Annotated in this window: 19 protein-coding genes and 1 tRNA gene; 9 read left to right on the plus strand and 11 right to left on the minus strand. The window is 52.3% G+C overall.

Going from position 1 to position 25,895, the window contains the following annotated elements; genetic code table 11:
• Nucleotides 1–40: 40 nt before the first annotated feature.
• The 5 genes from P3T48_RS02595 to P3T48_RS02615 form a co-directional block, all read right to left on the minus strand.
• Nucleotides 41–799 carry a hypothetical protein gene (locus P3T48_RS02595; protein ID WP_158462408.1) on the minus strand — a complete coding sequence of 253 codons (759 nt, stop codon included), beginning with the start codon at nucleotides 797–799 and terminating at the stop codon, nucleotides 41–43.
• 52 nt (nucleotides 800–851) lie between these two features.
• On the minus strand, nucleotides 852–1,040 hold the full coding sequence (locus P3T48_RS02600) for a type II toxin-antitoxin system antitoxin (RefSeq protein WP_276505518.1): 189 nt from the start codon (nucleotides 1,038–1,040) through the stop codon (nucleotides 852–854).
• A 4-nt stretch (nucleotides 1,041–1,044) separates the two neighbouring features.
• Nucleotides 1,045–2,013: an SPFH domain-containing protein gene (locus P3T48_RS02605; RefSeq protein ID WP_276505519.1), complete on the minus strand. Its 969-nt coding sequence runs from the start codon at nucleotides 2,011–2,013 to the stop codon at nucleotides 1,045–1,047.
• A gap of 157 nt (nucleotides 2,014–2,170) precedes the next feature.
• Complete coding sequence (locus P3T48_RS02610) at nucleotides 2,171–3,493, minus strand: MFS transporter (protein WP_276505520.1); 1,323 nt, start codon at nucleotides 3,491–3,493, stop codon at nucleotides 2,171–2,173.
• Nucleotides 3,494–3,580: 87 nt separating this feature from the next.
• Nucleotides 3,581–7,381 carry a DUF4922 domain-containing protein gene (locus tag P3T48_RS02615; RefSeq protein WP_276505521.1) on the minus strand — a complete coding sequence of 1,267 codons (3,801 nt, stop codon included), beginning with the start codon at nucleotides 7,379–7,381 and terminating at the stop codon, nucleotides 3,581–3,583.
• 69 nt (nucleotides 7,382–7,450) lie between these two features.
• On the opposite strand from P3T48_RS02615, the gene rlmN reads away from it, so the two are divergent.
• From rlmN to P3T48_RS02660, 9 genes are all read left to right on the plus strand, one after another.
• Entirely contained in the window at nucleotides 7,451–8,509 is a 1,059-nt protein-coding gene (rlmN, locus tag P3T48_RS02620) for a dual-specificity RNA methyltransferase RlmN (protein WP_276505522.1), read from the plus strand.
• Nucleotides 8,490–9,380, plus strand: a complete 891-nt coding sequence (locus tag P3T48_RS02625; protein ID WP_276505523.1) for a DUF4837 family protein — start codon at nucleotides 8,490–8,492, stop codon at nucleotides 9,378–9,380. Before rlmN ends, P3T48_RS02625 begins: the two co-directional genes overlap by 20 nt.
• A 9-nt stretch (nucleotides 9,381–9,389) precedes the next feature.
• Nucleotides 9,390–10,508 (plus strand): PdxA family dehydrogenase, encoded by a 1,119-nt coding sequence (locus P3T48_RS02630; protein WP_276505524.1) that lies wholly within the window; start codon nucleotides 9,390–9,392, stop codon nucleotides 10,506–10,508.
• Nucleotides 10,509–10,573: 65 nt separating this feature from the next.
• Nucleotides 10,574–11,866 carry a sigma-54 interaction domain-containing protein gene (locus tag P3T48_RS02635; protein ID WP_158462402.1) on the plus strand — a complete coding sequence of 431 codons (1,293 nt, stop codon included), beginning with the start codon at nucleotides 10,574–10,576 and terminating at the stop codon, nucleotides 11,864–11,866.
• Nucleotides 11,867–11,907: 41 nt separating this feature from the next.
• Nucleotides 11,908–12,432: an LPS assembly lipoprotein LptE gene (gene lptE, locus P3T48_RS02640; RefSeq protein ID WP_022252275.1), complete on the plus strand. Its 525-nt coding sequence runs from the start codon at nucleotides 11,908–11,910 to the stop codon at nucleotides 12,430–12,432.
• Between the two features lie 79 nt (nucleotides 12,433–12,511).
• Nucleotides 12,512–13,297 carry a DUF8458 domain-containing protein gene (locus P3T48_RS02645; protein WP_276505525.1) on the plus strand — a complete coding sequence of 262 codons (786 nt, stop codon included), beginning with the start codon at nucleotides 12,512–12,514 and terminating at the stop codon, nucleotides 13,295–13,297.
• A 12-nt stretch (nucleotides 13,298–13,309) separates the two neighbouring features.
• Nucleotides 13,310–13,696: a preprotein translocase subunit SecG gene (gene secG / locus P3T48_RS02650; protein ID WP_158462401.1), complete on the plus strand. Its 387-nt coding sequence runs from the start codon at nucleotides 13,310–13,312 to the stop codon at nucleotides 13,694–13,696.
• A gap of 96 nt (nucleotides 13,697–13,792) precedes the next feature.
• A tRNA-His gene (locus P3T48_RS02655) sits at nucleotides 13,793–13,868 on the plus strand.
• A 129-nt stretch (nucleotides 13,869–13,997) separates the two neighbouring features.
• Entirely contained in the window at nucleotides 13,998–14,663 is a 666-nt protein-coding gene (locus P3T48_RS02660; protein ID WP_276505526.1) for a B3/B4 domain-containing protein, read from the plus strand.
• Between the two features lie 70 nt (nucleotides 14,664–14,733).
• Here P3T48_RS02660 and P3T48_RS02665 read toward each other — a convergent pair whose 3' ends face one another.
• From P3T48_RS02665 to carB, 6 genes are all read right to left on the minus strand, one after another.
• Nucleotides 14,734–16,032: an NCS2 family permease gene (locus tag P3T48_RS02665; RefSeq protein WP_276505527.1), complete on the minus strand. Its 1,299-nt coding sequence runs from the start codon at nucleotides 16,030–16,032 to the stop codon at nucleotides 14,734–14,736.
• Between the two features lie 29 nt (nucleotides 16,033–16,061).
• A complete protein-coding gene (locus tag P3T48_RS02670) occupies nucleotides 16,062–16,700 on the minus strand; it encodes a dihydrofolate reductase (protein ID WP_276505528.1) in 639 nt (212 codons plus the stop codon).
• Entirely contained in the window at nucleotides 16,643–18,133 is a 1,491-nt protein-coding gene (locus P3T48_RS02675) for a methyltransferase RsmF C-terminal domain-like protein (protein WP_276505529.1), read from the minus strand. Before P3T48_RS02675 ends, P3T48_RS02670 begins: the two co-directional genes overlap by 58 nt.
• Before the next feature lie 22 nt (nucleotides 18,134–18,155).
• Nucleotides 18,156–20,225 carry a PorE family type IX secretion system protein gene (gene porE / locus P3T48_RS02680; RefSeq protein ID WP_276505530.1) on the minus strand — a complete coding sequence of 690 codons (2,070 nt, stop codon included), beginning with the start codon at nucleotides 20,223–20,225 and terminating at the stop codon, nucleotides 18,156–18,158.
• Nucleotides 20,226–20,307: 82 nt separating this feature from the next.
• Complete coding sequence (locus P3T48_RS02685) at nucleotides 20,308–22,383, minus strand: DNA topoisomerase 3 (protein ID WP_276505531.1); 2,076 nt, start codon at nucleotides 22,381–22,383, stop codon at nucleotides 20,308–20,310.
• A gap of 244 nt (nucleotides 22,384–22,627) precedes the next feature.
• Nucleotides 22,628–25,858 (minus strand): carbamoyl-phosphate synthase (glutamine-hydrolyzing) large subunit, encoded by a 3,231-nt coding sequence (carB, locus tag P3T48_RS02690; protein ID WP_217759066.1) that lies wholly within the window; start codon nucleotides 25,856–25,858, stop codon nucleotides 22,628–22,630.
• Nucleotides 25,859–25,895: the final 37 nt, after the last annotated feature.

Raw genomic sequence — 25,895 nt, forward strand, 5'->3', positions numbered from 1 at the left:
TCTGACCTGACCGATGACAGCATTTTGTGTTGGGAGGGTGTTATTGTTTGTCGGGCGAATCAGAACTCTCTTTGTCTATTTCGCGGAAAAGGCCGAAGAATCTGTTGCCAGCCCAGATGATGCCGGCAATCAGGGCTATGGAGACTAAGCCCCTCAAAAATCCACTCAGCAAACCAGGCAGACTGTCCCAGAACGGAAGATAATGTACTCCGAACCCTACAGCTATGGACAACACCAATGTGCCGACGATGAGGAGTTTCTCGTTCCGGATAGTGGGCGAGGGGGCTTCTACTTCTACCAGGTTTCGCAACTTGTATATCTTGTAGGTAAAGAATATGCAATTCAGAACCAAAAGGGCTAAGCATGTTATCATTCCGCCTAAGAAGATGCTCTCGCTCTCTATCCATTCCGCACAGCCGGCCCATATAAAGAAGAGTGCATAAACAACAGACTGCAGGCGACCGCAAAGCGACAGGCAGCGTACTTGCCGGGCGTTGACTATCTTGACGAATGGCAGATCGGAGGCCGACGGATGATAGCTGTGACGGAAGCTGAGACCTGTGCTGACTGTGCCGCAGATGGCGATGATAAGACAAGAGTGCCATTCCTCGGCTGCGACATGAGTGATGTTTACGATGGTGAGGAGCCAAATGGCAAGCAACAGGATTCCGATGACGTACTCGAAAATTCTGACACTTGCTGTGCGATAAATCTTGACTTGTGCGAAGATGCTGTCCTGCTCCTCGTCATCGCTGGCACTGAACAGGTCGAGCGCAAAATGCAACAGTTTGTTTTTCATTTGATTCAAATTTTATTTAACTTCTATAACTTCCATGCATGCGAAACTTCAGTTAAGTATTCGTTGCAGTTTTCTGTTTCTTAGGCAGTCTGCCTGCTTTGCGCAGCGCTTCGGAGATGATCCATTGCAACTGGCCGTTGGTGGAACGGAACTCGTCAGCAGCCCATGCCTCAATGGCACTCATCGTTTCCGAATCGATGCGTAATATAAAACTCTTGGTAGTTGTCTCTTTTTTAGCCATGCTGTTAATGATTCAATGTACCCGTATTCACCACAGGCTGGGCGGTATCGTCACCACAGAGCACTACGAGCAGGTTGCTGACCATGGCAGCCTTCTTGTCGTCGTCCAGCTCGACTACTTCCTCGTCGCTCAGTTTCTGCAAAGCCATCTTCACCATCGAGACAGCGCCTTCCACAATCTTCTCTCTGGCAGAGATGATGGCCGAAGCCTGCTGACGACGAAGCATCACGGCGGCAATCTCCGGAGCATAAGCCAGATAGTTGATGCGAGCCTCTACTACCTCGATGCCTGCCATCGCCAAACGCTCGTCGATGCGAGCCTCCAACTCCTTGTTAATTTCGTCACTTCCATCACGAAGCGTTTTCTTGCTGCTGTTGTCGTCCTCGTCCTCGTCGTAGGCATACTGTCCTGCCACCTGTCTGAGAGCTGCATCTGCCTGAATCTGAACGAAACGGCCCAACATGTTCATCACCTGTGCGGCAGAGGCTCCGACGCCAGCCTGGCCGACAGAACCTTCTGCCATCGTCTGGGTGTCGATCTCGAAAATGGCTTTATAGGTATCTTTCAGTTTCCATACCAATACCATGCCGATCATGATGGGGTTGCCCGTCTTGTCGTTCACCTTGATGGGTTCGGCATCGAGGTTGCGCACTCGGAGCGAGAGTTTTTTCTGACTGATAAACGGATTCAGCCAATAGTAACCTGGCTGGGTAAACGTACCACGATACTTACCGAAGAAAAGCAGTACGCGTGCCTGTCCCGGCTCTACGAGGATAAAACCGCAAACGCAGATGATGCTCAGGATGAGGAGCACTGCGCTGCTGATGCCGCATACACAGGCCTGCCATGTTTCTTCTGACAGGCAAGTCAATACAAACATTCCTATTCCTGTCAGGAAGACGAGAAGGTTGATTACTAACATCAGGATGCCATTTATGGTCTTGCCCTGAAATGCAAATTCCTTATTTTCCATATTTTACTGTTTATGTTGATATCATTTTGATATCGCAAAAATATGATATTAAAATGATATCACAATGGTAGAGACGAATGTTTTATAATACTTTAACAAGAAAAGGCCGCTGAGACGATTCTCGGCGGCCTTTTTTTATGGGAATTACTCCCCCCCCTTATTCTTCCTCTTCTTCCTCGGCGTCGAGGGGAATGGGTTCTTTCTTTCCGAAGTCGGGGTCGATCTTGAGGAAGGCGGTGACTACGAAGGTGATGGTGCAGCACGCCATGACGATGATGAAGAACAGGCGATAACCCACCATGTCCTTGAGATAGCCCGAGAGCATGCCGGGAAGCATGAGGCCGAGATAGGAAATGCCCGTACAGATGGAATAATGGGAGGTCTTGAACTTGCCCTGGCTGTAGAAGAGCATGTAGAGGGTGAGGACGGTGAAGCCCAAGCCATAGCCGAACTGCTCGACAAACAGACAGGAGGAAACCACGATGAGGTTGGAGTTGAGCGAGTAGCTCAGGAAGATGTAGACAGCATCGGGCAGTGTGATCGCCATGACCATGGGCCACAGCCACTTCTTCATGCCGTCGCGGCTCACCAGGATGCCGCCGATGATACCGCCCAGGAGGAGTCCGATGAGTCCGACGGTGCCATTGGCGAAGCCATATTCCTGGGGCGAGAGTCCCAGTCCGCCCTGTGAGTTGGGGCGGAGGATGAAGGTCTTGGTCATGGTGTTGAGCAGGGCCTCGGGGAATCGATAGAGCAGGAGGAAGAGCATGACGCAGATGGTTTCCTTGACGGGAAACTTCTGGAAGAACGTGCCGAACATGTTCTTCAGCTCGTGAGCCACTTCGCCCACGCTCCGTTCGGTCTGCACATCGTCGGCAGGACGCGGCATGAAACGGCTGTGATAGAGCCACAGCGCGATGAAGATGCCTGCCAGGCCATAGAATATCAGCGCCCACGAGAAGCGTATCTGGTTGCGGAACACTACCTGCAGGACGCCTGCCAGCGACACTAAGACGCCGTTGACGAAGATGATGGCAAGTCGGTAGAAGGTGTTGCGCAGACCCACATACTTGGTCTGGTTGTGCCCGTCGAGCTCTATCATGTAGAATCCGTCGGCAGAGATGTCGTGCGTGGCGCTGCAGAAGGCGATGAGGAAGAAGAAGCACATCGTGGCCTGAAACCAGAATGCCGTGGGGATGGAGAAGGCGATGCCTGCCAGGGCTGCTCCGATGAGCGCCTGCATGGTGAGCACCCACCAGCGCTTGGTCTTCAGCAAGTCGATGAACGGACTCCACAGGGGTTTGATGACCCATGGCAGGGCCAGCCAGCCTGTGTAGAGGCCCACCTCAGAGTCGGTGAGTCCCATCTGCATGTACATTACGACAGAAAGACCCGTGACAATGATGTTGGGCAGTCCTTCTGCAAAATATAAGGTTGGAATCCAAGCCCAGGGACTCCTGCTGTTTTTATTTGTTGCCACTTTTTTTGAAATGTTTTTTCAGGAGTTAAAGGAGTTAAGGAGTTATCGCTCCCTTCGGTCGCTGAGGAGTTAACCCCTTAACTTCTCTTATTTATATACTTTCTTGATTTCGGCTCCCTGATAGTAGTGCAACAGGATGGCGTCGTAATCGAAGCCTTCCTCGCCCATGACGGCGGCACCTATCTGGCAGAGTCCCACACCGTGTCCCCATCCGGCTCCGATGATGTCGAAGCGCTGCGGAACGCCTTTCTCGTCGATGTCGCATCTGTCGACCACGAATGCAGAGCTGTAGAGATGGGTGTCGCTCAGGGCACGGCGTATCTCGAGTTCCTTGCCGATGACGAATGTCTTCTCGGTGCCCACGATGCGCAGCTTGCTGATGCGTCCGCTCTTGCCTCGCTCTTCGGCCTGAAGGTCGAGGATGTCGCCGAAATTCATTTTCAGTTTCTCGTCGAGCAGCTGCTTCAGCTTCTCCTGGGTCAGCGTCACATTCCAGCGGTAGAAGTCGGCTGTTTCCTGGTCGTAGTCGTTGAGCACCTGCGAGAGTATCTTCTTGTCTGTGGTGTTGCAGAAGGCAGGAGGGTTGGAGCGGATCCAGGCATCGGCAGCAGCCTCGTCTTGCAGCGAGGGCAGTGGGGCTGGGGATGCGGAGCCGACAGACTTCACGCCCTGTATGATGTCGCGCACGCTGCTGAGATAGTTTTTCGGTGTGTCCTCCCAGCAGTACTGGAACTCCTCGGTGACGCCGCCGCAGCACTTCGAGAAGCGTGCGTCGCAGATGTCGTCGCCGTCCATCAGGATCTGTCCCTTGGTCTGCCGGATGGCTTCTGCCACATGGGGCGAAGTCTCCTTGGTGATGCCCTGATAGCGCTGGCAGTGGTCGTCGGCGCAGACGTCGAAGATGGTGTGGTCCTCGCGGTCGTACCAGCGTATGAGTCGGTCGTCTTTCTTGACAAAGGAGAAGAAGTTGTTGCCCGACTCAGCCACCTCGCGGCGCTTCTTCATCTGTGCCAGGAGCCACGAGCGGGAGATGACGGCATGGGCCTTGAGCAGCTCGAGGCTCGACGTGGCGCTCATCTCGCTCGAGATGACGCTCTCGAGGTATCGCTCTACGGGCAGCTCGTTGATGGCGCATATCTTGTCCGACTCCACTACAAAGTGCAGGGTGCCGAGGAAGGTCTGTGTCTCCTTGCGTTCCCAATGGAAGTTGACGCCTATGGTCACGTCGCTGAGCGAGAAGGAGGCGTCGGCGCTCTGCGGATGGAAGGTGAGCGAGCTGTACTGGTTGCCGTTCCACAGGATGCCGCCCTCGGAGAACGCCACTTCCTGTTCGCCCGTCACCATCTCGCCCTTGGCCAGGTAAGGCTTGTTGAGCGAGAAGTGAATCTTCTGTCCGCTCACGATGCCCACGTTCACGTTGGGCTGTTTGCCCTTGCCGGCAAGCAGCTGGAGCGGATGCTCGTGAGCGGTCGCGGCAGAGGCCTTGAGATTGCTGACGATGGCTTCCATCTTCTCTGCCGAAATGCCGCACTCGCGCAGCAGGGCTGTGGCTTTGTCGAGGTTGATCTTGCTGAAGTCTTCCTCGCGCGGAGTGATGATCAGTCCTGCCATGTCGAGTGCTCCTGGCGAAACCATCATCTGGGCCTCGCCTTCGGCGAAATAGGCGTCAGGGCGGTGCTTCTCTCTCGGGATGACGACGCTGATAAACTCGTCGCCTTTTCGCCAGGCGATGATGTTCATCATGGGCTCGCTCTCGTCGCCACGCATCGGCATGGAGCGATAGAGGCGATGGAAGAGTTCCTCGTCGCTGTCCTCGCTCTTCGAGATGATGACGAAGGCAGGCACGAGGAAGTCGCGCAGCACGGAAATCTTCTCCTCGTCGTTGAGCGAGATGACGTCGGTGAGGTTGCGCGAGAGGCGTTGCCAGTTGGTCTGCAGGGGCAGCACGCCGCTTGTGCCAGCCTGGAAGTGCAGGTGGTCGGGGGCTGAGGCGCCACACTTAGGACCGTTGTAGAACACCATCAGCTCGCTGTGGAGCGACAGCAGTCTGTGCATCTCGCCATAATGGCGGTAGATGGACTGTGGCTGGTGCTTGGTGGCGGGAATGGTGAAGTGGACCGGCAGGATGGGGAAGGGGTTGACCAGGAGCTGGAAGTGGTCGTCTATCTGCTTGGTCATCTGTTCCTTGGGGCGGTTTCGCTCGCACAGGAAGCAGGGGCGCTCGCCGAGTGTGTGCTTGTCTATCTTGGCGCCTGTGCTGACGATGCGTGCAGGATTGAACTGCACCTTCAGCTGGTCGGAGAGCTGGCGCACCTCTGCGTGCTTGAGGTCGCGGAAGCGGTGGCGTGCGTCTTCCCACATCTCCAACTGTCGGTTGAAGAAGCGCGAGATGCTGCTGTCCTCCATGATGTCGGCCTTGCCCTGCAGCATCTGCTGTCGGGCCTTGAGCTCCATGGTGCGCAGGCGGTCTTTATATAGGTTGTTGGCATTCACCCGCTCCACGCTGAGGGCTGCGTCGCTGTTGCCACCCCAGCGGCGGCAGAGATAGAGCTCGTCGTAGATGCGGCCTATGCGGTAACGGCGCGAGAAAGCCAGTCCCAGGGCGTAGTCTTCGCCATAGGAGGTGTTGGGGAACTGTATCTGTCGCACCAAGGGTGTGAAGAAGGCGCGTGGTGCTCCCAAACCATTGATGCGCAGGGCGTTGTTGCAGCCGTTGTCTTCGGTCCATTCCTTGTGGTCGATGAGTCCCGGGGGCAGGGTGTTGAGGTCGAAGTCGCACATGCGGTACGAGCCGATGATCATGGCTGCCTTCTGTTCGTGGAAGGCGTCGACGATCTTCTGCAGTGTCTTGGGTGAGGAATACAGGTCGTCGCTGTCGAGCTGTACGGCGAACTTTCCGCAATGGTCGCTGTTGACAGCCACATTCCAGCAGCCGCCGATGCCCAGGTCGGTGCGGCCGGGCACTATCTGTATCAGGCGCCCGTCGTCTATCGAGTCGAGGATTTCACCGGTGCTGTCGGTGGAATGGTTGTTGACCACGATGACATTATAGGGGAAGTTGGTCTTCTGGGACAGGGCGCTCTTCACGGCGTCGGCAATGGTCTTCTCGCGATTGAACACGGGAATGACGACAGAGGCCTCGCAGGCGAAGTCCTGCTCATCGAAGTCGGGCTGGCGGTAGAAGTTGGTGTCGACGATGGCTCCCACCTTCTCGAGATGGGCTGTGCAGGCACGCTCCATCTCAATCTGTACCTCGCGGTTGCGCGGATTGACATAGTCGAACTGTTTCTCGCCGCTCTTGCGGGTGTCGAGCTCGGCCTCGGTGTAGAGATATTCGTTGAGATGGAATATCTCGCCCTTTCTGCTCAGATACAGGCGCAGGTCGTAGAGTCCGGCATACTGATAATCCACACGGTCGGTCTGCGCCACATAGTCGAGCAGCGCCTGCGACTTGATGAGCCACAGGCTGCCGAAGTCGAAGTCATCGCGGAGACTTCCTGCCTGATAGTCGATGGCAGGATGCTTCGTCAGGGCGCCTTCCTCCAAGGAGTAGTGGTCGCTGTAGACCATCACCGCTCCCGTGTCGTCGGCAGTGCGCAGAAAGCGTTCCAGGGCATAGAGCCCCCAGCGCACCGACGTCATCCTGGTGCACAACAGCAGATAGTCGGCATCCGTGTTCTCGGCTATGCTCATCACCGTGTTGGATGACTCCATTCTGTCGATTACTACAAAGGTACAGCCTTCGGGCACTTGGTGCTGCGAGGCAAAGTCGCTGCTTACCAGCAGATTGATATGTTGAACCGTCTTGTTCTCATGAAGCTCGAGCAGTGTTTCTTCACCCTTCTCCAAGGCTTCAAAAGGCAAGAAAAGGTCTATTTTTTCTCTCATTTTTGCTTATTATCTTAAAATATGTGGCAAAGATAACAATTTTTCAGCAAAAAAGCGTATCTTTGCACTATGAATAACGAAAAAAAATATCTTCTCGGTCTGACACTCGCCGAACTGAAGCAGGTGGCCAAGGATTTGGGCATGCCTGCCTTCACCAGTGGACAGATGGCAAAATGGCTCTATCAGCAGCATGTGAAGAGCATCGACGAGATGACGAACATATCGAAAGCCAACCGTGCCAAGCTGGCTGAAGAATACGAAATAGGATGCTTCGGATATTCCGACGCACAGCACTCGGTAGACGGAACCATCAAGTATCTGTTCCCCACACGGAGCGGAAAGTTTGTCGAGACGGTCTACATCCCCGACAAAGACCGCGCCACGCTTTGTGTATCGTCACAGGTGGGGTGCAAGATGAACTGCCTGTTCTGTCAGACAGGAAAGCAGGGGTTTGAGGGCAGTCTGCCTGCAGGCGACATCCTCAACCAGATATACTCGCTGCCCGAGGTGGACAAGTTGACCAACATCGTGTTCATGGGGCAGGGCGAGCCAATGGACAACCTCGACAATGTGCTCCGTGCCACGGACATCCTGACTGCCGACTATGGTTGGGCATGGAGCCCCAAGCGCATCACCGTCAGTTCGGTGGGCGTGAAGAATAAGTTGAAACGATTCCTCGAGGAGAGCGAGTGCCACGTGGCCATCTCCATGCACGACCCGATACCGGCAGAGCGTGCCGAGCTGATGCCGGCAGAGAGAGGAATGGGAATAGAACAGGTGGTGGAACTGTTGCGCAACTACGACTTCTCGCATCAGCGCCGACTCTCGTTCGAATACATCGTCTTCAAGGGGCTGAACGACAGCATGCAGCACGCCAAGGCCATCATCAGGCTGGTGAAGGGGCTCGACTGCCGCTTCAACCTGATACGCTTCCATCAGATTCCCGACATCCCGCTGCAGGGAGTGAGCGACGAGAAGATGGAGCAGTTCCGCGACTATCTGACCCAGCACGGTGTGTTCACCACCATCCGCGCCAGCCGTGGACAGGACATCTATGCTGCCTGCGGACTGCTGAGCACATCGAAGAAGATAGGAGAGATAAGACAGCATGAGAACGAACTGGCTTAGTGCCGCGCTGTGCTGTCTGGTGCTGACACTCGTCGGCTGCGATGGCATGGGTGGAAGAAAACCCGCAAGCACCGGGCTGCCCTACGAGGTGGTGCTGGAAGGCGACAGCGACAGCATCGTGACCCGGATGATGACGGCCGATATGCCGCATCTGCCACAGCCCGAACCGATGTTCAGCCTTATACAGGTGAGGAAGGGAAAGGTGCGCGGAAGCTACCAGCTGGTGAGAAACCGCATCGTGGTGGACATCAATGCCCATAACAAAGGCTATGCCGTGAAGATGAGGAAAGACGTGAGTGCCGTGCCGCAGACCGTCGTCTACATACAGGCACAGTCGGTTGAGCAGCTTCGCCACAGGCTGGACGGCGGGAAGCTGAGGAGCCTCTTTGACACATCGGAGCTACGGCATCTTGCCACCGTCGTGCCACAGAATCCCGACAGACAGAAGGAGATGAGGCAGCGCTTCGGCATCAGCATGAGGATTCCTGCCTCGATGAATGCCGGTAAGCAAGCCAAAGACTTCGCATGGCTCACCGACAATGCCAGCACGGGAATGCAGAGCCTGATATTCTTCAAGACCAAGAGCCACGGCCGGAGCCGTGACGACCTGAAGGCCCAGGCCGACAGCGCCCTGAAGCGAAACCTGCCCGGCGAGACCGACGGCATGTACATGCAGCTTGCCGACATGAGCCAGGCCGACAGACAGGGAATGAGGCGGGGACTGTGGGAGATGAAGGGCGACGCCATGGGCGGACCCTACGTGATGAGGACACGGGGCAGCATGGCTGTCATTGGCTTCGTCTATGCGCCCGAAAAGAAAAAGAAAATACTAATCAAGCAGCTCGAGGCTGCTCTTTCTACAATAAAATAAGAATCCAAAATGGACAACAAGAAAATCAGGGTGGCTATCACCCATGGAGATACCAATGGTATCGGATATGAACTGATCTTTAAAACCTTTGCAGAGCCCGAGATGCTGGAGCTTTGCACGCCTATCGTCTATGGCTCGCCCAAGGTGGCAGCCTACTACCGCAAGGCCATGAACCTGCCTGCGCAGTTCTCCATCATCCAGAAGGCCGAAGACGCCGAGGAAGGACGCATCAACCTTCTGGCGGCTGTCGAGGAGGAGGTGAAGGTGGACATGGGTGTGCCTACAGAGGAGTCGGGACAGGCTGCGGTGAAGGCTCTCGACAGAGCCATGACCGACTTCAGAGACGATCTGTATGATGTGTTGGTGACAGCACCTATCAACAGTCAGAACGCATTCATCGAGGGCTTCGCCTTCAAGGGACACAAGCACTACATCGAGACCTGTCTCGGTGAGGGAAAGAAGGGACTCAGCATCCTCGTGGGCGATACGCTGCGTATCGCTTCGGTGACAGAGAAACTGCCGCTCAAAGAGGTTGCTGCACAGATCACGGTAGAGAAAATCGTAGAGAAGGCAACCCTCTTCCAGCAAACCATCAAGCGCGACTTCAACATCAGCAATCCACGTATCGCCGTGCTGGCACTCAACCCCAAGAACAATGAGGAGACAAGCTGCGGAAACGAGGAGAAGGAAATCATCATTCCTGCCATCGACGAGCTGGCAGGCAAGGGCGTACAGGCCTTCGGACCTTATCCTGCCGACGACTTCTTCGGCAATGGCGACTTCAGAGAGTTTGACGGTGTTCTGGCCATGTATCACGACCAGGCTACAGCTCCATTCAAGTCGATCAACGACGGACGGGGCGTTATCTATACAGCAGGAATGCCTGTCATCCGAACCAGCGCTGATATCACGCCCGGATACGAGATTGCAGGTACAAATACTGCCGATGAGTCTGCCTTCAGAAATGCCGTCTATCTGGCCATCGACACCTTCAGATATCGCAGCAGTTACGACGAGGCTTGCGAGAACCCACTGCCCAAACTCTTCCACGAGAAAAGAGACGACAGCGAGAAGGTGAGATTCGCTATTCCAAAGAAGAAAGCAGATTCGCCAGAGGTTAAACGTTAAAAAAGGACTATTTTCAAGCCAATATTGCAGTTAATTCAAAAAAAATGCGTAATTTTGGCAGCTAAATGAATACATCTGAACTTCAGAAGATCAAATTGAGGTACAATATCGTAGGCAACAGCGACGAATTGAACCGAGCTCTCGATGTCGCCCTGCAGGTGGCACCGACTGATCTTTCTGTGCTCATCATCGGAGAAAGCGGCGTGGGAAAGGAAATCATTCCGAAGGTCATTCACGACAATTCTCCACGCAGACGGGAGAAGTATTTCGCCATCAACTGTGGAAGCATTCCTGAGGGAACCATCGACAGTGAGCTCTTCGGTCATGAGAAAGGTTCGTTCACCGGAGCCATAGGCGAGAGCGAGGGATATTTCGGCATCGCCAATAAGGGAACCATCTTCCTCGATGAGGTGGGCGAACTGCCCATCGCCACACAGGCAAGACTGCTGAGAGTGCTCGAGACGGGAGAATACATACGCGTGGGCGGACAGGAAGTGCGCAAGACGAATGTGCGCATCGTGGCGGCTACCAATGTCAACATGAGAAAGGCCGTCAGCGAGGGACGCTTCCGCGAAGACCTGTACTATCGCCTCAACACCATACCCATCATGATGCCGCCTCTGCGAGAGAGGGGGAACGATATCCTGCTCTTGTTCCGACTCTTCGCCATGCAGATGGCTGAGAAGTACAAACTGCCTAAAATTGTGCTTACCGATGACGCCAAGGCCATCATGCTGAAATACAAATGGCCTGGCAACGTGAGACAGCTCAAGAACATTACCGAACAGATGTCGGTACTGAGCGAGGAAAGGGAAATCGACGCACAGACGCTGCTCAGGTTCATTCCGCAAGACGAGGAGACCACACAGTTGGCTACCATCGCACCAGGGCAGGGAGGAACCCACAGCTATGAGAGTGAGCGCGAACTGCTCTACAAGATTCTCTACGAACTGAGGGGCAACGTTAGCGACCTGCGGCGCGACATGAACTCGCTGCGCAAACAGCTCGACGAGGCACGACAGCTCAACGGAGCCAAAGGCTTTGCCGAACCACAGCCCCTGACACCCATAACCCCCATAAGCTATCCAGCCCCTGTCGAAAAGGAAAGCGAGGCGTTGCACCATCCATTCACAGAGGATGCCGAAGTGGAGGAAATACATGAGGCGGAAACGCTCAACCTCAACGACCTGGGCAAGCAGATGGTGGAGAAAGCACTGGAACGCAACAACGGCAACCGAAAGAAAGCTGCCAAAGAACTGGGAATATCCGACAGAACTCTGTATCGACGCATCAAGGCATACAAGCTCGGCGACAACGACGAGGCTGAGGACGACGATGGCGACGATGTGAAGAAATAAAAGAAGCCAAGAGGCTAAGACGACAAGAAGAAAATAACAAAATGAAGCATCTCTTCAAGCATATATATATAATAGGTGTAATCTTCGCCATTATCGCCACCACGGCTGCATGCTCGGTAAAGTATGCCTTCAATGGTGCCAGCATCGACTATACCAAAACCAAGACCATAGAGCTTGCCGAGTTCCCTATTCGCAGCTCCTATGTCTGGGGACCTATGGGACCGATGTTCAACAATCAGTTGAAGGATGAGTTCGCCAGCCACACCCGACTGATACAGGTGAAGCGAAATGGAGACCTCAAGATAGAGGGAGAAATCACACAGTACAGCCAGCGAAACAAGTCGGTATCGAGTGAGGGATACTCTGCACAGACTGAGCTGTCGATGACTGTCAATGTGAGATTCACCAACAACAAGAACCATGCCGAGGACTTCGAGCGCCAGTTTACCTCTACCAAGAGCTACGACACAACGCAGAGTCTGAACGCCGTACAGGAAGAACTCGTCACACAGATGGTGAAAGACCTGGTGGAACAGATCTTCAATGCTACCGTGGCCAACTGGTAAATGAGTAAAGGGTGAAGAATCAAATGCCGACACTCTGTATATAAAGATTAGGAAATAAAATATAACGCGAAATTATAACGTGGAATTAAGTAGACTGATACAACATCCTGAGGAGATGAACAAGGAGACGCTTTACGATCTCCGGGCACTGTTAGCACTCTATCCGTACTATCAGACAGCCCGCCTTTTGATGTTGCAGAACCTCTACCTGCTCCACGACCCGAGTTTCGACGAGGAACTGAGAAAGGCTGCTATCTATATCACCGACCGAAAGGTGATATTCAGAATGGTGGAGGCGGCTCACTATCAACTCAAGAAGGAAACCAATCGGGAAGAGAAGAAGGCAGAAAATGCCAACAATGCTTCCGACCGAACTTCCGACTTGATAGACAACTTCCTCGAGTCGATACCCAATGATGCCGAAGAGGAGAAAGACGCGGCACAGAAAAACAAGCGAAAGCCTACGCCTGCCGACGCTGCCGTCGACTATGTGGCTTATCTGATGGAGACAGAAGATGCGGAACAGGAAAAGGACAACAACTCCTCTCGCACGCTGGCGCTTATCGACGACTTCATTGACGATGGAGGATTCCAGTTGCCTAAGCTCGATGCTACAGCTGATGCTGAGCTGGAATACAAACCTGCCATAGATGACGACGAGGTCAACAGCAACAGCGAGACTACAGAGAACAGCGGTATCTTCACCGAAACACTCGCACGCATCTATATCAAACAGGGCAAGTACGAGAGAGCGCACGAAATCATTGAGCGACTCTATCATAAACAACCCAACAAGAGCGCATACTATACTGACCAGATGCGATTCTTGGAGAAACTGATAATAAATAGTAAAAATAATAAATAACAAAAATCAAAAATGGCTTACACATTATTTGTAGTTTTAATCGTCCTGGCTTCATTGCTGATGATCTTCATCGTGCTCATCCAGGAATCTAAAGGTGGTGGACTTGCTTCCAACTTCTCTTCAACCAACTCTATCATGGGAGTTCGCAAGACTACCGACTTAGTGGAAAAATTGACATGGGGACTCGCTGCAGCGATGGTTTTCCTCAGTGTTGCTTGTGCTTATGTGGCTCCTCAGGCTATCGGCGACAATAGCGTGATGGAAGGTGCTACACAGGAACAGACAGCGTTGCCTGCTATGCCAGGTGCTAACAGCGATGCTGCCAAGAAGGTTGCGCCTGCTGCTCAGAATGCTGCTGAAAAGGCTGCTCCTGCGGTGCCTGCAACTCCTGCAAAGTAATTTTTTAGAAAAAAATGCGGAATTTGTTTGGTTATTCCAAATAAATTCCGTACCTTTGCACTCGCTTAAAAGAAATAACTCTTTTTAAAGCCAAATGGTGGATGTAGTTCAGTTGGTTAGAGCGTCAGATTGTGGTTCTGAATGTCGTGGGTTCGAGTCCCACCTTCCACCCAAGATAAACCCTGTAAATCGTAAGATTTGCAGGGATTCTTGTTTTTTATACCTGATACCTTCGTCTACTGTCGGAAAAGTTTTGTATTTTTGCAACAGCAATGGAATCTTCAACTAAAACATACAGCAAATGAAAATTATCGTATCAGAAGAGATAGAAACAGTTTGCCCCAAATTCGTAGGGGCTTGTGTGGAAGCCAATGTACAGAATTCGCCTTATTGCCAGGAACTGTGGGACGAGATTAACGCCCTTGGCGAGAAATACAGAGACACGCTGACTACAGAGTCGCTGAAGGAAATGAGTGGCATTGCCGCCACAAGGAAGGTTTATCGTGCCTGCGGAAAAGATCCTTCGCGCTATCGTCCTGCTTCCGAGGCGCTCATCAGGAGAATGCTTCAGGGCAAACAACTCTATCAGAGAGACACGCTCGTCGACCTGGTCAACCTTGCCAGCATCGCATTCGGTTACAGCATCGGAGGATTTGATGCCGACAAGTTTGAGGGCGATACACTAACACTGGGCGTTGGCAAGGCCGGTGAACCTTACGAAGGAATAGGAAGAGGAAACATCAATATCGAGGGACTGCCTGTATACAGAGACAGTCTGGGAGGCGTTGGAACGCCAACCAGCGACAATGAGCGCACCAAGATGATGTCAGACACCTCTCATCTTGTGGTGCTTATTAATGGCTATGATGGAAACGAACAACAGGTGCGTGCCAATGCCGAATACATACAGTCGTTGCTCAAAAAATACTGTAAGAGCGATGGAAGTTCTTATTTCATATATAAGTAACGGGGGGCTTTCGCAAATAGGGAAGTTAGAGAATTAAACTTCTCTAACTTCTCTAACTTCTTTAACTTCTCTAAATGAAAATATACTTCAGTACGAATAAAATCGCCAATACCCACATGGTGATGCTCAACTTCTTGAAGCTTCCACACAGTGCGTTGATAAGTACATAACTGATCATACCGCACAGGATTCCGTCGGAAATGCTATATGTGAGCGGCATCATCACGATGGTGATGAAGGCAGGAATCGACTCGGCATAGTCGTTCATATTGATATCCTTGATGGGCGACATCATAAACAAGCCCACGATGACGAGCACAGGAGTGGTAGCGGCAGCAGGAACTGACAGGAACAGGGGAGCGAAGAACAATGCTATCAGGAAGCAGACTGCTGTGACAAAAGCCGTGAGACCTGTCCTACCGCCCTGGGCTACGCCTGATGCACTCTCCACGTATGTAGTGGTGGTACTGGTTCCGAAGCAGGCTCCTGTCACTGTTGCCACAGCATCTGCCATGAAAGCCTTGTTCAGTCCATGTATCTTGCCGTTTGGGCTCATCATGCCTGCCTTGGTACATACGCCAACCAGGGTGCCCATAGTGTCGAACATATCGATAAAGAGAAATGTCAGCACAATGATTACCATGTCGATAGAGAAAATGCGGGAGAAGTCAAACTGACAGAAAATAGGGGTAATCGAAGGAGGAATGTCTATCAGACCCGTAATCTTCGTAATGCCCATAGGAATACCAATCAGCGTGGTGGCGATGATGCCGATAAGCAGACTTCCAGGCACTTTCTTGATGACAAGCACACTGGTGATGACGATGCCTATGGCACCCAACAGGGCCGAGCCTTCTGTTATTTTTCCTATCGTCACAAGAGTGGCGGCATTGGCAGCTACGATGCCTGCATTCTTCAGACCAATGAAGGCGATAAAGAGGCCGATACCAGCACCAATGGCACGTTTCAGAGAGGCAGGAATGGCATCAACCATCAGCGAACGAATGCCTGTTGCTGACAGGATGATAAAGATGAACCCCTCGATAAGTACTGCCGTGAGCGCCATTTGCCAGGGATAGCCCATGGTGAGGCACACAGTGAAGACGAAGAAGGCGTTCAGTCCCATGCCGGGAGCCAGTCCGAAAGGTTTCTTGGCATATATTGCCATGATGAGTGTTCCTACTACAGCAGCCAGTACTGTGGCGGTGAATACTGCGTGTGTATCCATGCCCTGAGAGGCAAGACTACTGAAGATGTTGGGGTTTACGGCCAGGATGTAGGCCATGGTGAGGAAGGTGGTAATACCTGCCACAATCTCTGTTTTCAACTTGTTTTGAGCTGGGTCAAAACCGAATAATTTTTTCAGCATGATTTTGTTGTCTTTATTTTTACGTTTTTCTAACATTTCTCTAAGTCCACAAATCGGAATGTGAGTTTGCCTTCGTTATGTGTCTCCTCCTTCACTTTCTTCCATCCTGCTTGGTTTAAGCATTCCACCTCGTTGGCTGTGAGAGGAAAGAAGGCATCTGCCTGTTGTGGCGTATCTTCTACGATGGTGAGGTACAGACGAGTTGCAAGACTGAGGGCTGACCGATAGAGCATGGCTCCGCCGATGACGAACACTTCTTTCTCGCCTTGGTCGCGGCATCGGGAAAGTGCTTCTTCCAAACTGCGGCACACCTCGTATTGAAGTGCTGATGCATGAGACAATTCTCTGTTTTTTGATTCTGCTTCATTCGCAGATGTCATCTCTGCACTCTGTTCCTTCTTCATTGTCTTGGAGACGATGATGTTGCGCCTGTTGGGCAAAGGTCCGTTGGGCAACGACAGATAAGTCATCCTGCCCATGATGACGGTATGTCCCGTGGTGAGCGTCTTGAATCGCTGCATGTCCTGCCTGATAGGGTAGAGCAGATGGTTGTGAAAACCGATGGCGCCATTCTGGGCAATGCAGGCGATGAGGCTTATTTCTTGCTGTTTTACCATGTGATGACAGGCTTGTCGGTTTCGGGTACGTGGCTGCTCTTTATCTTCCATTCTTGTGGGTAGAGATTGTTGGCACGGTTGCCGATGTTCTTCTCCCAGCCTAAAGGAATTCCACGATAGGTGACGAGCACATAGCCGCGCGGTGTGCCTTCAGGCAGATTGACAGCCTCTTTGCGCAGATAGCGCAAGGCATCGGTATAATTGAGTTCTACCTGTGGGAAAGTTTGGCGTGACAAGTCGATAGACAGCGCCAGACTTTGTGCAGGGATGAGTGAGGCTTTAATGGTTCCTATCTCAATGCCAGCGTGCAGAACTTTGAGGTTGGGAGATGCGCTGTCAAAGATGTTGCTCCATGACTCCGATATGGCGTACAGATGATCGCCTATGCGTGCGCCCTGATAGGATTCTGGATGATTGATCCAGTCCTGGGGGATGTGTAAATAGGGTGAGTTGCCCCTGCTTTTTCCCTTTATTTTTTTTCTGCTCTTGTTATATCTGTCGGATTTGATATCGAGTGTCTCTGCATCCTCGTTCTTTCGCATGACGGTGAGGAAGAGTCCTTCGCCGCGTGTCTTGCCAGGCAGAAAACGATATACAGGGAAATTGTGGTGAGTCAGATTGCCCGTGATGCCCCACGCCTCGTCAATATCGAGTTCTACAGGTTCTGCTCCCTTCATGTAGATGATGTGGGCTGCGTTCAACTCGTCCTCGAGTTTGTTGAAGGTGCAGGTAGAGTAGATAAGCAGTCCGCCAGGTTTGAGGCAGGGCCAAATGTCCTCGATGATGCTGCGTTGCAGAGAACTGCAGTTGTTTACATTGTCAATGCTCCATTCGCTTATTGCCCCGTCGTCTTTGCGGAACATGCCTTCTCCCGAACAGGGCACATCAGCGAGGATGACATCAAAGAGAACGCCAGCCTTCTGGAAATCCTTGGGGTAGTTATTGGTAACGATAACGTCGGGGTGTCCGAACTTCTGCATGTTCTCTGCGAGAATCTGTGCTCGTGTGCGCATGGGTTCATTGCTGAAGAGCAGACTGCCGTCGGGAAGGACATTACGCACGGCTGTAGACTTTCCGCCAGGTGCAGCACAAAGGTCGAGCATGACAACAGGCTCGTGAATGAGTTGTCTTACCACGAGGTCGACAAACATGGAAGAGGCTTCCTGGGCATAATACAGACCGGCATGGAAGAGTGGGTCGAAGGTGAAGTTGGGCCTTTCTGTAAGGTATCTGCCATAGTCGGGACACCAGGGCACAATAGAGGCAGCCGTTTTTTCCGACTCATTATGTGTCTTCACTTCGGCTTCAGCATCTGTGCTGCTATTGTCGGCAAGATGCGTTCCCTGTGGCGCTTTGAACCGATTGAGTCTGATACTTGTTGGCGGCTCTGAATGACAGATGGCGTCGGAAAGTTGCGCAAACATTTCCTCACCCATCAGTTCCTGGGTTTGCTGTATAAACTCTTCTGGTAATATCTTGGTCATGATGTAGTGTTATTGCTTATTGTCAGAAGTCGATGTCGAAGACGTCTTCTGCATTTTTGTTTTCTTTCTTTTGTTTGGGCTGAGGCGGATTCTTCAGATTTCCCTTCTCGTCGAAGAGTCCGTAGGTAGTACGCAGCACGATAAACTCGGTGCGTCGGTTCAGCTGGTTGCATATTTCCTGATGCTCTTTGGTCTGCTTGGTGATAAACTCGGTGGTGAGCACGTCGCCTTCCTTGAGCCATGGATATTTCTCGGTCATCTTCTTGCGTACTGTCTTCGGCTTTTCCCATCCGTAACCTCTTGGCGTGAGCCTGTCTTTGGCTATGCCGTGGGCGATGAGATAGTCGACTACAGCCTGAGCCCTTCGTTGCGAGAGGCGCTGATTGTATTCGGCACTTCCCTTATAGTCGCAATGGGCTCCCAACTCAATGGTTACATTAGGGTTCTCCTTGAGCAGCGCTGTGAGCTCGTCGAGAGCCTTGGTGCTGGCAGGTGTAAGGGTGGCTTTGTCGAAATCGTAGAAGATGTTGTCGATAAGAACCGGGGCTGTGATAGAAGCCAAGGGGAACTGCAGCACATATTCCTTGCTCTCTTTGGCGGTGTCGACACGCAGTTCTTCCTTGTGATTGAGGAATCCCTTGCACGATGCCATCAGCAGATAGTCCACATGAGGCTTGATGGGAAGAGTGAAAGAGCCGTCGCCCTTGACAGGCAGTTTCTTGTAGGTTCCGTCGTTGCCCACCACCATTACCTGTGCGGCAGTAAGCTCATAACCGCCCATCTCGTAAACCCATCCCTTGATGGTGGTAACGATTTCGGGGTTCTCGAACGAGTAGATATGGTCGTATCCGCGTCCGTCTTTACGGTTGGACGAGAAGAAGCCTCGGTTGTGAGGTCCCTCGAAGGTCATTCCGAAGTCGTCGCCCTCTGAGTTGAGTGGATAACCAGGATGTTCTATCTTGTATTGGCGTGTCTTGGCATCTACTTTGGCTATGTAGATGTCGAGTCCGCCCATTCCGGGATGTCCGTTGCTGCTGAAGTACAGGTCGCCATTGGGACGGAAGGTAGGAAACATCTCGTCGCCAGGAGTGTTGACAGGTTCGCCAAGGTTCTCTACTCCTCCCAGTCCGGCAGCCGTAAGTCTGACACGCCAGATGTCGAGTCCGCCCATTCCTCCAGGCATGTCGGAAACGAAGTATAGCCATTCTCCATCGGGCGAGATGGCAGGATGGGCATAGCTGCTCAGTGTGTCTTTCGTCACTTCCAGCATCGTGGCTTTTCCCCAAGCCGCATCCGAACGTGGTGAGGTGGCTATCTGTGCATAACGTGGCGATGAGGGGTCGGTGACACACTGGGTGAGATACATTTCCCTGCCATCGGGCGTAAAGCAGCAGGCTCCCTCGTCATAGTCGGTGTTCAGTCCGGTGCCTATGGCCTCGGGTTTGCTCCATTTTCCTCGGTCGTCTTTTTCTGAGAGGAAGATGTCGCCAGCCTTGGTGCCTGTGATTCCACTCAGTTCGTCTCCCAGCGCCTCGTTGCGTGTCGAGGTAAAATAAAGTTGGTCGTAGTCATCGCCGAAGAGTACGGGCGAATAGTCGTGGCGTCGTGAGTTGAAGACATCCATGCGTTTTACGATGTATCGGCTTCCCTGCTTCTTCCATTCGGGTGCCATCTGTGCCGACTTCAGTCCGTTGGCAACGAGCTGGTTTCCAGGCATGGAGTCTTTGAGCATCAGGAACACCTTCTCAGCCTGTCGGTAGTCGCCATTCTTGAGCAACTGTCGGGCATAGGCCAGTTGGTCTTCCTTCGATGCCTGGTTGTAGCGTATGGCGTTTCGATAGGCAGCTATGGCTTTGGGTGTGGCATTGATGCGCTGGTAGCATTGAGCCATCTTCAGAGCCCGTTTTCCACGGGTGTCGCGCTCCTTGGCTGGCGTACGCGTGTAAGCCTGCTTGAACTGGTCGGCGGCATCGTAGTATTCGCCTAAGGCGAGAAACTTCTCGCCTTTCTTCATATACTTGTCTGCTCCACAGCTCATCAGCAGGAGGCTGCTGATGAGCAAGAGCATTGTGTTCCGTCTAATAAGTTTCATATTAGGATAACGTAAAAAGGGGTGAATTATTTTTTCTTACCAGAGATTTACTCAACTTCCGTACATGCGAAACCTCAGAGATTTACATCTTGTCGAATGGCAGTCTGTACTGGCATCCTTCCTTCCAGTTGCTGCATCCGTAGGCTGTCTTTCCCTTGATGATGGTTCCCTTTCCACACAGTGGGCAGGGCTTGCCTACCATTGAAGTCTTTGAAGCAGCCGAAGGCTTTCTTGCCGTTGTTTTCTTGGCTGCAGGCTTTTTCTTGAGGTCTTCCTCGGTGGTTATGGTGACGTGGCGTGCGCTGTTGTCCGACAGCACGTCTTTCACAATCTGGTTGATCTGTTCCTTCAGTCCGTTGATGAAGTCGGCAGGGTCGTAGGTTTTGTGCTCTATGTCGCGCAACTTCTTCTCCCAGATACCTGTCAGCTCGCAGCTTTTCAGCAGTTCCTCGTTGATGGTGTCGATGAGTTCGATACCCGTAGGTGTGGCAACGAGGTTTTTTCGCTGTCGCCTTATGTAGTGTCGCTTGAAGAGGGTTTCGATGATGCCGGCACGCGATGAAGGTCTGCCTATTCCGTTCTCCTTCAGGGCAGCGCGCAGTTCTTCGTCTTCCACAAACTTTCCAGCCGTCTCCATGGCTCTGAGCAGCGAGGCTTCGGTGTAGTATTTGGGCGGTGTGGTCCACTTCTCCGTGAGTGTAGGCTTGTGGTCACCGCTCTCTCCCTTCACGAATGCAGGCAGGGTGCGTTCTTCTACGTTTTCCTTCTTGCTGTTGTTGCCGTCAGTCTCCTCCTCGTCGGTGTTTTTGTTGTTTGATTCCTTGGCATATACATCTCTCCAGCCTGGTTCGAGTATTTCCTTGCCGCTCACTTTGAATTCCACCTTCTGTTCTTTACCGTCAGTCTCGCCGATTACTTCGCCCAGGACGGTTGTGGTAGAGAACTTGCAGTCAGGATAAAAGATACTGATGAAGCGCTTGGCAATGAGGTCGTACACATTGGCTTCCATATCTGTAAGTCCCGAGGGTGGCACTCCTGTAGGGATGATGGCATGGTGGTCGGTCACTTTGCTGTTGTCGAACACCTTTTTGCTCTTGGGCAGTTTCTTTCCTGTTGCTGCCAGTTGCTGTATCAGGGGCAGGTATTTCTGCTGGCTGTTGATTTTTGCCTGACTCACACCATTGAGAATCTGAGGACATTTGGGGTAGATGTCGTCGGTAAGAAACTGGGTGTCCACACGAGGATAGGTAGTAAATTTCTTCTCGTAGAGGCTCTGTATGAGCTTGAGCGTCATGTCGGCAGAATAGCTGAACTTCTTGTTGCAGTCCACCTGCAGCGATGTGAGGTCGTAGAGGTGAGGTGGCGCCTCGGTGCCTTTCTTCTTGGTGACAGCAGTCACGGTGAAGGGCTTTCCGGCGATGGTGCTGAATGCTTTCTCGCCTTCCTCCTTGCTGGTGAATTTACCGCTTGTGGCAGTAAACTGTGTGTCGCGATAGATGGTGGCAAGCACCCAGTAGGGTTCTGGCTCGAAGTTGTCGATTTCTTTCTGTCGGTTCACGATGAGTGCAAGGGTGGGAGTCTGCACACGTCCTATGCTGAGCACCTGTCTGTTCTGTCCGTATTTCAGGGTGTATAGACGTGTGGCGTTCATTCCGAGTATCCAGTCGCCTATGGCACGTGAGAGTCCGGCAAGGTAGAGCGGCTGATACTCACTCTGGTCTTTCAGTTCCTGAAATCCCTGTCGGATGGCTTCATCGGTCATTGATGAAATCCAGAGTCGCTTTACGGGACATTTGGCCTGTGCTTTCTGCATCACCCATCTCTGTATGAGCTCACCTTCCTGTCCGGCGTCACCACAGTTGATGATGCTGTCGGCCGCCTGCATCAGTCGCTCTATGGTACCAAACTGTCGCTTGATGCCTTCGTCATTGATGAGCTTGATGCCGAATCTTTGTGGAATCATGGGCAGGGCCGAAAGGCTCCATCTTTTCCACATGGGGGTATAGTCGTCGGGTTCCTTCAGCTCACACAAGTGGCCGAAGGTCCAGGTTACTTGGTATCCGTTACCTTCCATATATCCGTCGTGTGCCGAGTTTGCGCCTATGATGCGGGCTATGTCTTTGGCAACACTGGGTTTCTCTGCTATACAAACTATCATTCTTTATTCTTATTTCTGTTTGCAAAGGTACAACAAAATAATGAGAAAGGCATCATTTCAGCACCTTTTTCTCATGGCAGAGAATAAAAAAGCCCCGTAAGGCTTGGAGGGTGTGGCATAAGTTTTTTAGGATATAGAAAAGGCACGGATTACAAGGATTACACGGAATTATGGTGCTAATAAAAGCAAAGCGATAATCATCTCGTATAAATCCGTGTAATCCGTGCCTAAAAAAACAACGAGATTACTCGTACTCCTGCCAACTCTTAATCTGCAGGTCGTCCTGCGAGAGTGTGCAGAAAGCCTCGATGAAAGCAGAGGCTAAGCGTGCGTTGGTCATCAATGGAATGTTGTGGTCGATGGCACCGCGACGGATTCTGTAACCATTGGTAAGCTCTCGCTTGGTATGGTTCTTAGGAATGTTCACGATGAGGTCGAACTTGTGGTCGGCAATCATTTCCATGACGTTAGGCATATCCTTGTGATCCTCGTCGGGCCAAGCCACGGCAATAGCCTTCACATGATTGTCGTTGAGGAACTTGGCTGTTCCCTCGCTGGCATAAACGGTGTAGCCGTTCTTTACCAGAGCCTGGGCGGCATCGAGCATGGAAGCCTTCTCCTTGGTGCCACCGCTCGAAATCATGATGCCCTTCTCCTTTGAAGGAATCTTGTAGCCTGTGGCAATCAGCGAGTTGAGCAATGCCTCCTCGAAGGTGTCGCCCATACAGCCTACCTCACCTGTAGAACTCATGTCGACGCCAAGTACAGGGTCCGCGTTCTGCAAACGGGCGAATGAGAACTGTGAAGCCTTCACACCCATGCGGTCGATATCGAAAGCCGACTTGTCTGGCTTCTGGTAAGGAGCATCGAGCATGATGCGTGTAGCTGTCTCGATGAAGTTGCGCTTCAATACCTTGCTCACGAATGGGAAAGAGCGGGAAGCACGCAGGTTGCACTCGATCACCTTCACGTCGCGACCCTTGGCCAGATACTGGATATTGAAAGGACCAGAGATGTTGAGCTCCTTGGCAATGGCACGTGAGATCTTCTTGATCTGACGGGCTGTGGCGAAGGAAATCTGCTGAGCAGGGAAGGTCATCGTAGCGTCGCCGGAGTGAACACCCGCATACTCTACGTGCTCTGAGATACCGTACTCTACTACCTCGCCGTTCTGAGCCACACCGTCGAACTCTATCTCGTTGGTCTCTGTCATAAACTGAGAGATTACCACAGGGTACTCCTTGGAAACCTCAGAAGCAGCCTCGAGGAAGCGACGCAACTCATCATCGTCGTGGCAAACGTTCATGGCTGCGCCAGAAAGAACGTAGGATGGACGAACGAGCACAGGATAGCCTACCTCGTCGATGAACTTCTGAACATCCTCCATCGAGGTGAGGGCGCTCCACTTAGGCTGGTCGATGCCCAACTTGTCGAGCATGGCAGAGAACTTACCGCGGTTCTCGGCACGGTCGATGTTGACAGGAGATGTACCGAGGATTGGCACAGACTGGCGATGGAGCTTCATTGCCAGGTTGTTAGGAATCTGACCACCCACAGAAACAATCACACCACGTGGTGACTCCAGGTCGATGACATCGAGTACACGCTCGAACGAAAGCTCATCGAAGTAGAGACGGTCGCACATATCGTAGTCGGTAGACACGGTCTCTGGGTTGTAGTTGATCATGATAGACTTGTAGCCCAACTTGCGGGCTGTGTTGATGGCGTTTACTGAACACCAGTCGAACTCTACGGACGAACCGATGCGGTAAGCACCCGAACCCAGTACGATGACCGATTTCTCGTTCTTGTAGTAGTTGATGTCGTAACCCTCTACGGCGTAAGTCATGTAGAGATAGTTGGTCAGGTCGGGATGCTCGCTGGCCACAGTAGGGATGCGCTTCACGGCAGGCAGGATGTTCAGCTTCTTGCGCTGGGCACGAACAGCGAGAACCTCCTTCTCCATATTGGTGTCCTGTGTCTTCAGTACGAAGCGGCCTATCTGGAAGTCAGAGAAACCCAAAACCTTGGCCTCGCGCAATACCTCGGCAGGAATCTCCTCCAATGTGTTGTATTCAGAAAGCTTGTGCTTGTAGTCTACAATATTCTTCATGCGCTCGATGAACCAAGGGTCGATCTTGGTCAACTCCTCGATGCGCTCGATGGTGTAGCCTTCCTCCAGAGCCTGGGCGATGGCAAAGATACGGAGGTCGGTAGGATTGGAAAGCTCCTCATCCAGGTTGTCGAACTTGGTGTGGTCGTTGCCTACGAAACCGTGCATTCCCTGACCGATCATGCGCAGACCCTTCTGGAGCATCTCCTCGAAAGAGCGGCCGATAGACATGATTTCACCTACCGACTTCATCGAAGAACCGATCTTGCGGCTTACACCGGCAAACTTGGTAAGGTCCCAACGAGGAATCTTACAGATCATATAGTCGAGTGAAGGAGCCACATAGGCCGAGTTGGAAGTTCCCATCTCACCTATCTGGTCGAGTGTATAGCCAAGGGCAATCTTGGCAGCCACAAAGGCGAGCGGATAACCGGTAGCCTTAGAGGCAAGAGCAGACGAACGGCTCAGACGGGCATTGATCTCGATGATGCGATAGTCGTTGGTCTCGGCATTGAAGGCATACTGGATGTTGCACTCGCCCACAATCTGCAGATGTCGCACGCACTTCACGGCAATGTCCTGCAACATCTTCACCTGCTCATCGGTAAGCGAACAGGTAGGAGCCACAACGATAGACTCGCCCGTGTGAATGCCCAATGGGTCGAAATTCTCCATAGAGGCAACGGTGAAGCAACGGTCGTTGGCGTCGCGGATGCACTCAAACTCAATCTCCTTCCATCCCTTCAGGCTCTCCTCTACGAGCACCTGAGGAGCGAAGGTAAAGGCCGACTCAGCAATCTCCTTGAACTCCTCCTCAGTCTTGCAGACACCAGAGCCGAGACCGCCCAGCGCATAAGCCGAACGAATCATGATAGGATAGCCTATCTTGCGGGCAGCGTCGACAGCCTCTTCCATGTTCTCGCAGGCATGGCTTACCGGCACCTTGAGGTCAACCTTGTTGAGCTCCTTCACGAAGAGGTCGCGGTCTTCGGTGTTCATGATAGCTTCTACCGATGTGCCGAGAACCTGCACACCGTATTCCTTGAGCACACCACTAAGATAGAGTTCTGTACCCACGTTGAGGCCAGTCTGTCCACCCCATGCGAGCATGATGCCGTCGGGGCGCTCCTTCTTGATGATTTCAGTTACAAAAAAAGGTGTCACTGGCAAGAAATAAACCTTGTCTGCGATACCTTCACTTGTCTGAATCGTTGCAACATTGGGATTGATGAGGATGGAACTGATACCCTCCTCACGCAAAGCCTTGAGGGCTTGCGAACCGGAATAGTCAAACTCACCTGCCTGGCCGATTTTCAAAGCACCGGAACCCAGTACGAGGACTTTCTTAAGCTGTTTCTTCATCATTATTTTTATAACTATAAGTTTGTTCTTGAATTGT

It is taken from the genome of Segatella intestinalis, from assembly GCF_029348455.1.
Taxonomy (GTDB): domain Bacteria; phylum Bacteroidota; class Bacteroidia; order Bacteroidales; family Bacteroidaceae; genus Prevotella.

Coding starts and splice junctions, on each gene's coding strand:
- P3T48_RS02595 (WP_158462408.1), bottom strand. CDS start 799: ATGAAAAACAAACTGTTGCATTTTGCGCTCGACCTGTTCAGTGCCAGC.
- P3T48_RS02600 (WP_276505518.1), bottom strand. CDS start 1,040: ATGGCTAAAAAAGAGACAACTACCAAGAGTTTTATATTACGCATCGAT.
- P3T48_RS02605 (WP_276505519.1), bottom strand. CDS start 2,013: ATGGAAAATAAGGAATTTGCATTTCAGGGCAAGACCATAAATGGCATC.
- P3T48_RS02615 (WP_276505521.1), bottom strand. CDS start 7,381: ATGAGAGAAAAAATAGACCTTTTCTTGCCTTTTGAAGCCTTGGAGAAG.
- rlmN (WP_276505522.1), top strand. CDS start 7,451: ATGAATAACGAAAAAAAATATCTTCTCGGTCTGACACTCGCCGAACTG.
- P3T48_RS02625 (WP_276505523.1), top strand. CDS start 8,490: ATGAGAACGAACTGGCTTAGTGCCGCGCTGTGCTGTCTGGTGCTGACA.
- P3T48_RS02630 (WP_276505524.1), top strand. CDS start 9,390: ATGGACAACAAGAAAATCAGGGTGGCTATCACCCATGGAGATACCAAT.
- P3T48_RS02635 (WP_158462402.1), top strand. CDS start 10,574: ATGAATACATCTGAACTTCAGAAGATCAAATTGAGGTACAATATCGTA.
- lptE (WP_022252275.1), top strand. CDS start 11,908: ATGAAGCATCTCTTCAAGCATATATATATAATAGGTGTAATCTTCGCC.
- secG (WP_158462401.1), top strand. CDS start 13,310: ATGGCTTACACATTATTTGTAGTTTTAATCGTCCTGGCTTCATTGCTG.
- P3T48_RS02660 (WP_276505526.1), top strand. CDS start 13,998: ATGAAAATTATCGTATCAGAAGAGATAGAAACAGTTTGCCCCAAATTC.
- P3T48_RS02665 (WP_276505527.1), bottom strand. CDS start 16,032: ATGCTGAAAAAATTATTCGGTTTTGACCCAGCTCAAAACAAGTTGAAA.
- P3T48_RS02670 (WP_276505528.1), bottom strand. CDS start 16,700: ATGGAAGATAAAGAGCAGCCACGTACCCGAAACCGACAAGCCTGTCAT.
- P3T48_RS02675 (WP_276505529.1), bottom strand. CDS start 18,133: ATGACCAAGATATTACCAGAAGAGTTTATACAGCAAACCCAGGAACTG.
- porE (WP_276505530.1), bottom strand. CDS start 20,225: ATGAAACTTATTAGACGGAACACAATGCTCTTGCTCATCAGCAGCCTC.
- P3T48_RS02685 (WP_276505531.1), bottom strand. CDS start 22,383: ATGATAGTTTGTATAGCAGAGAAACCCAGTGTTGCCAAAGACATAGCC.
- carB (WP_217759066.1), bottom strand. CDS start 25,858: ATGAAGAAACAGCTTAAGAAAGTCCTCGTACTGGGTTCCGGTGCTTTG.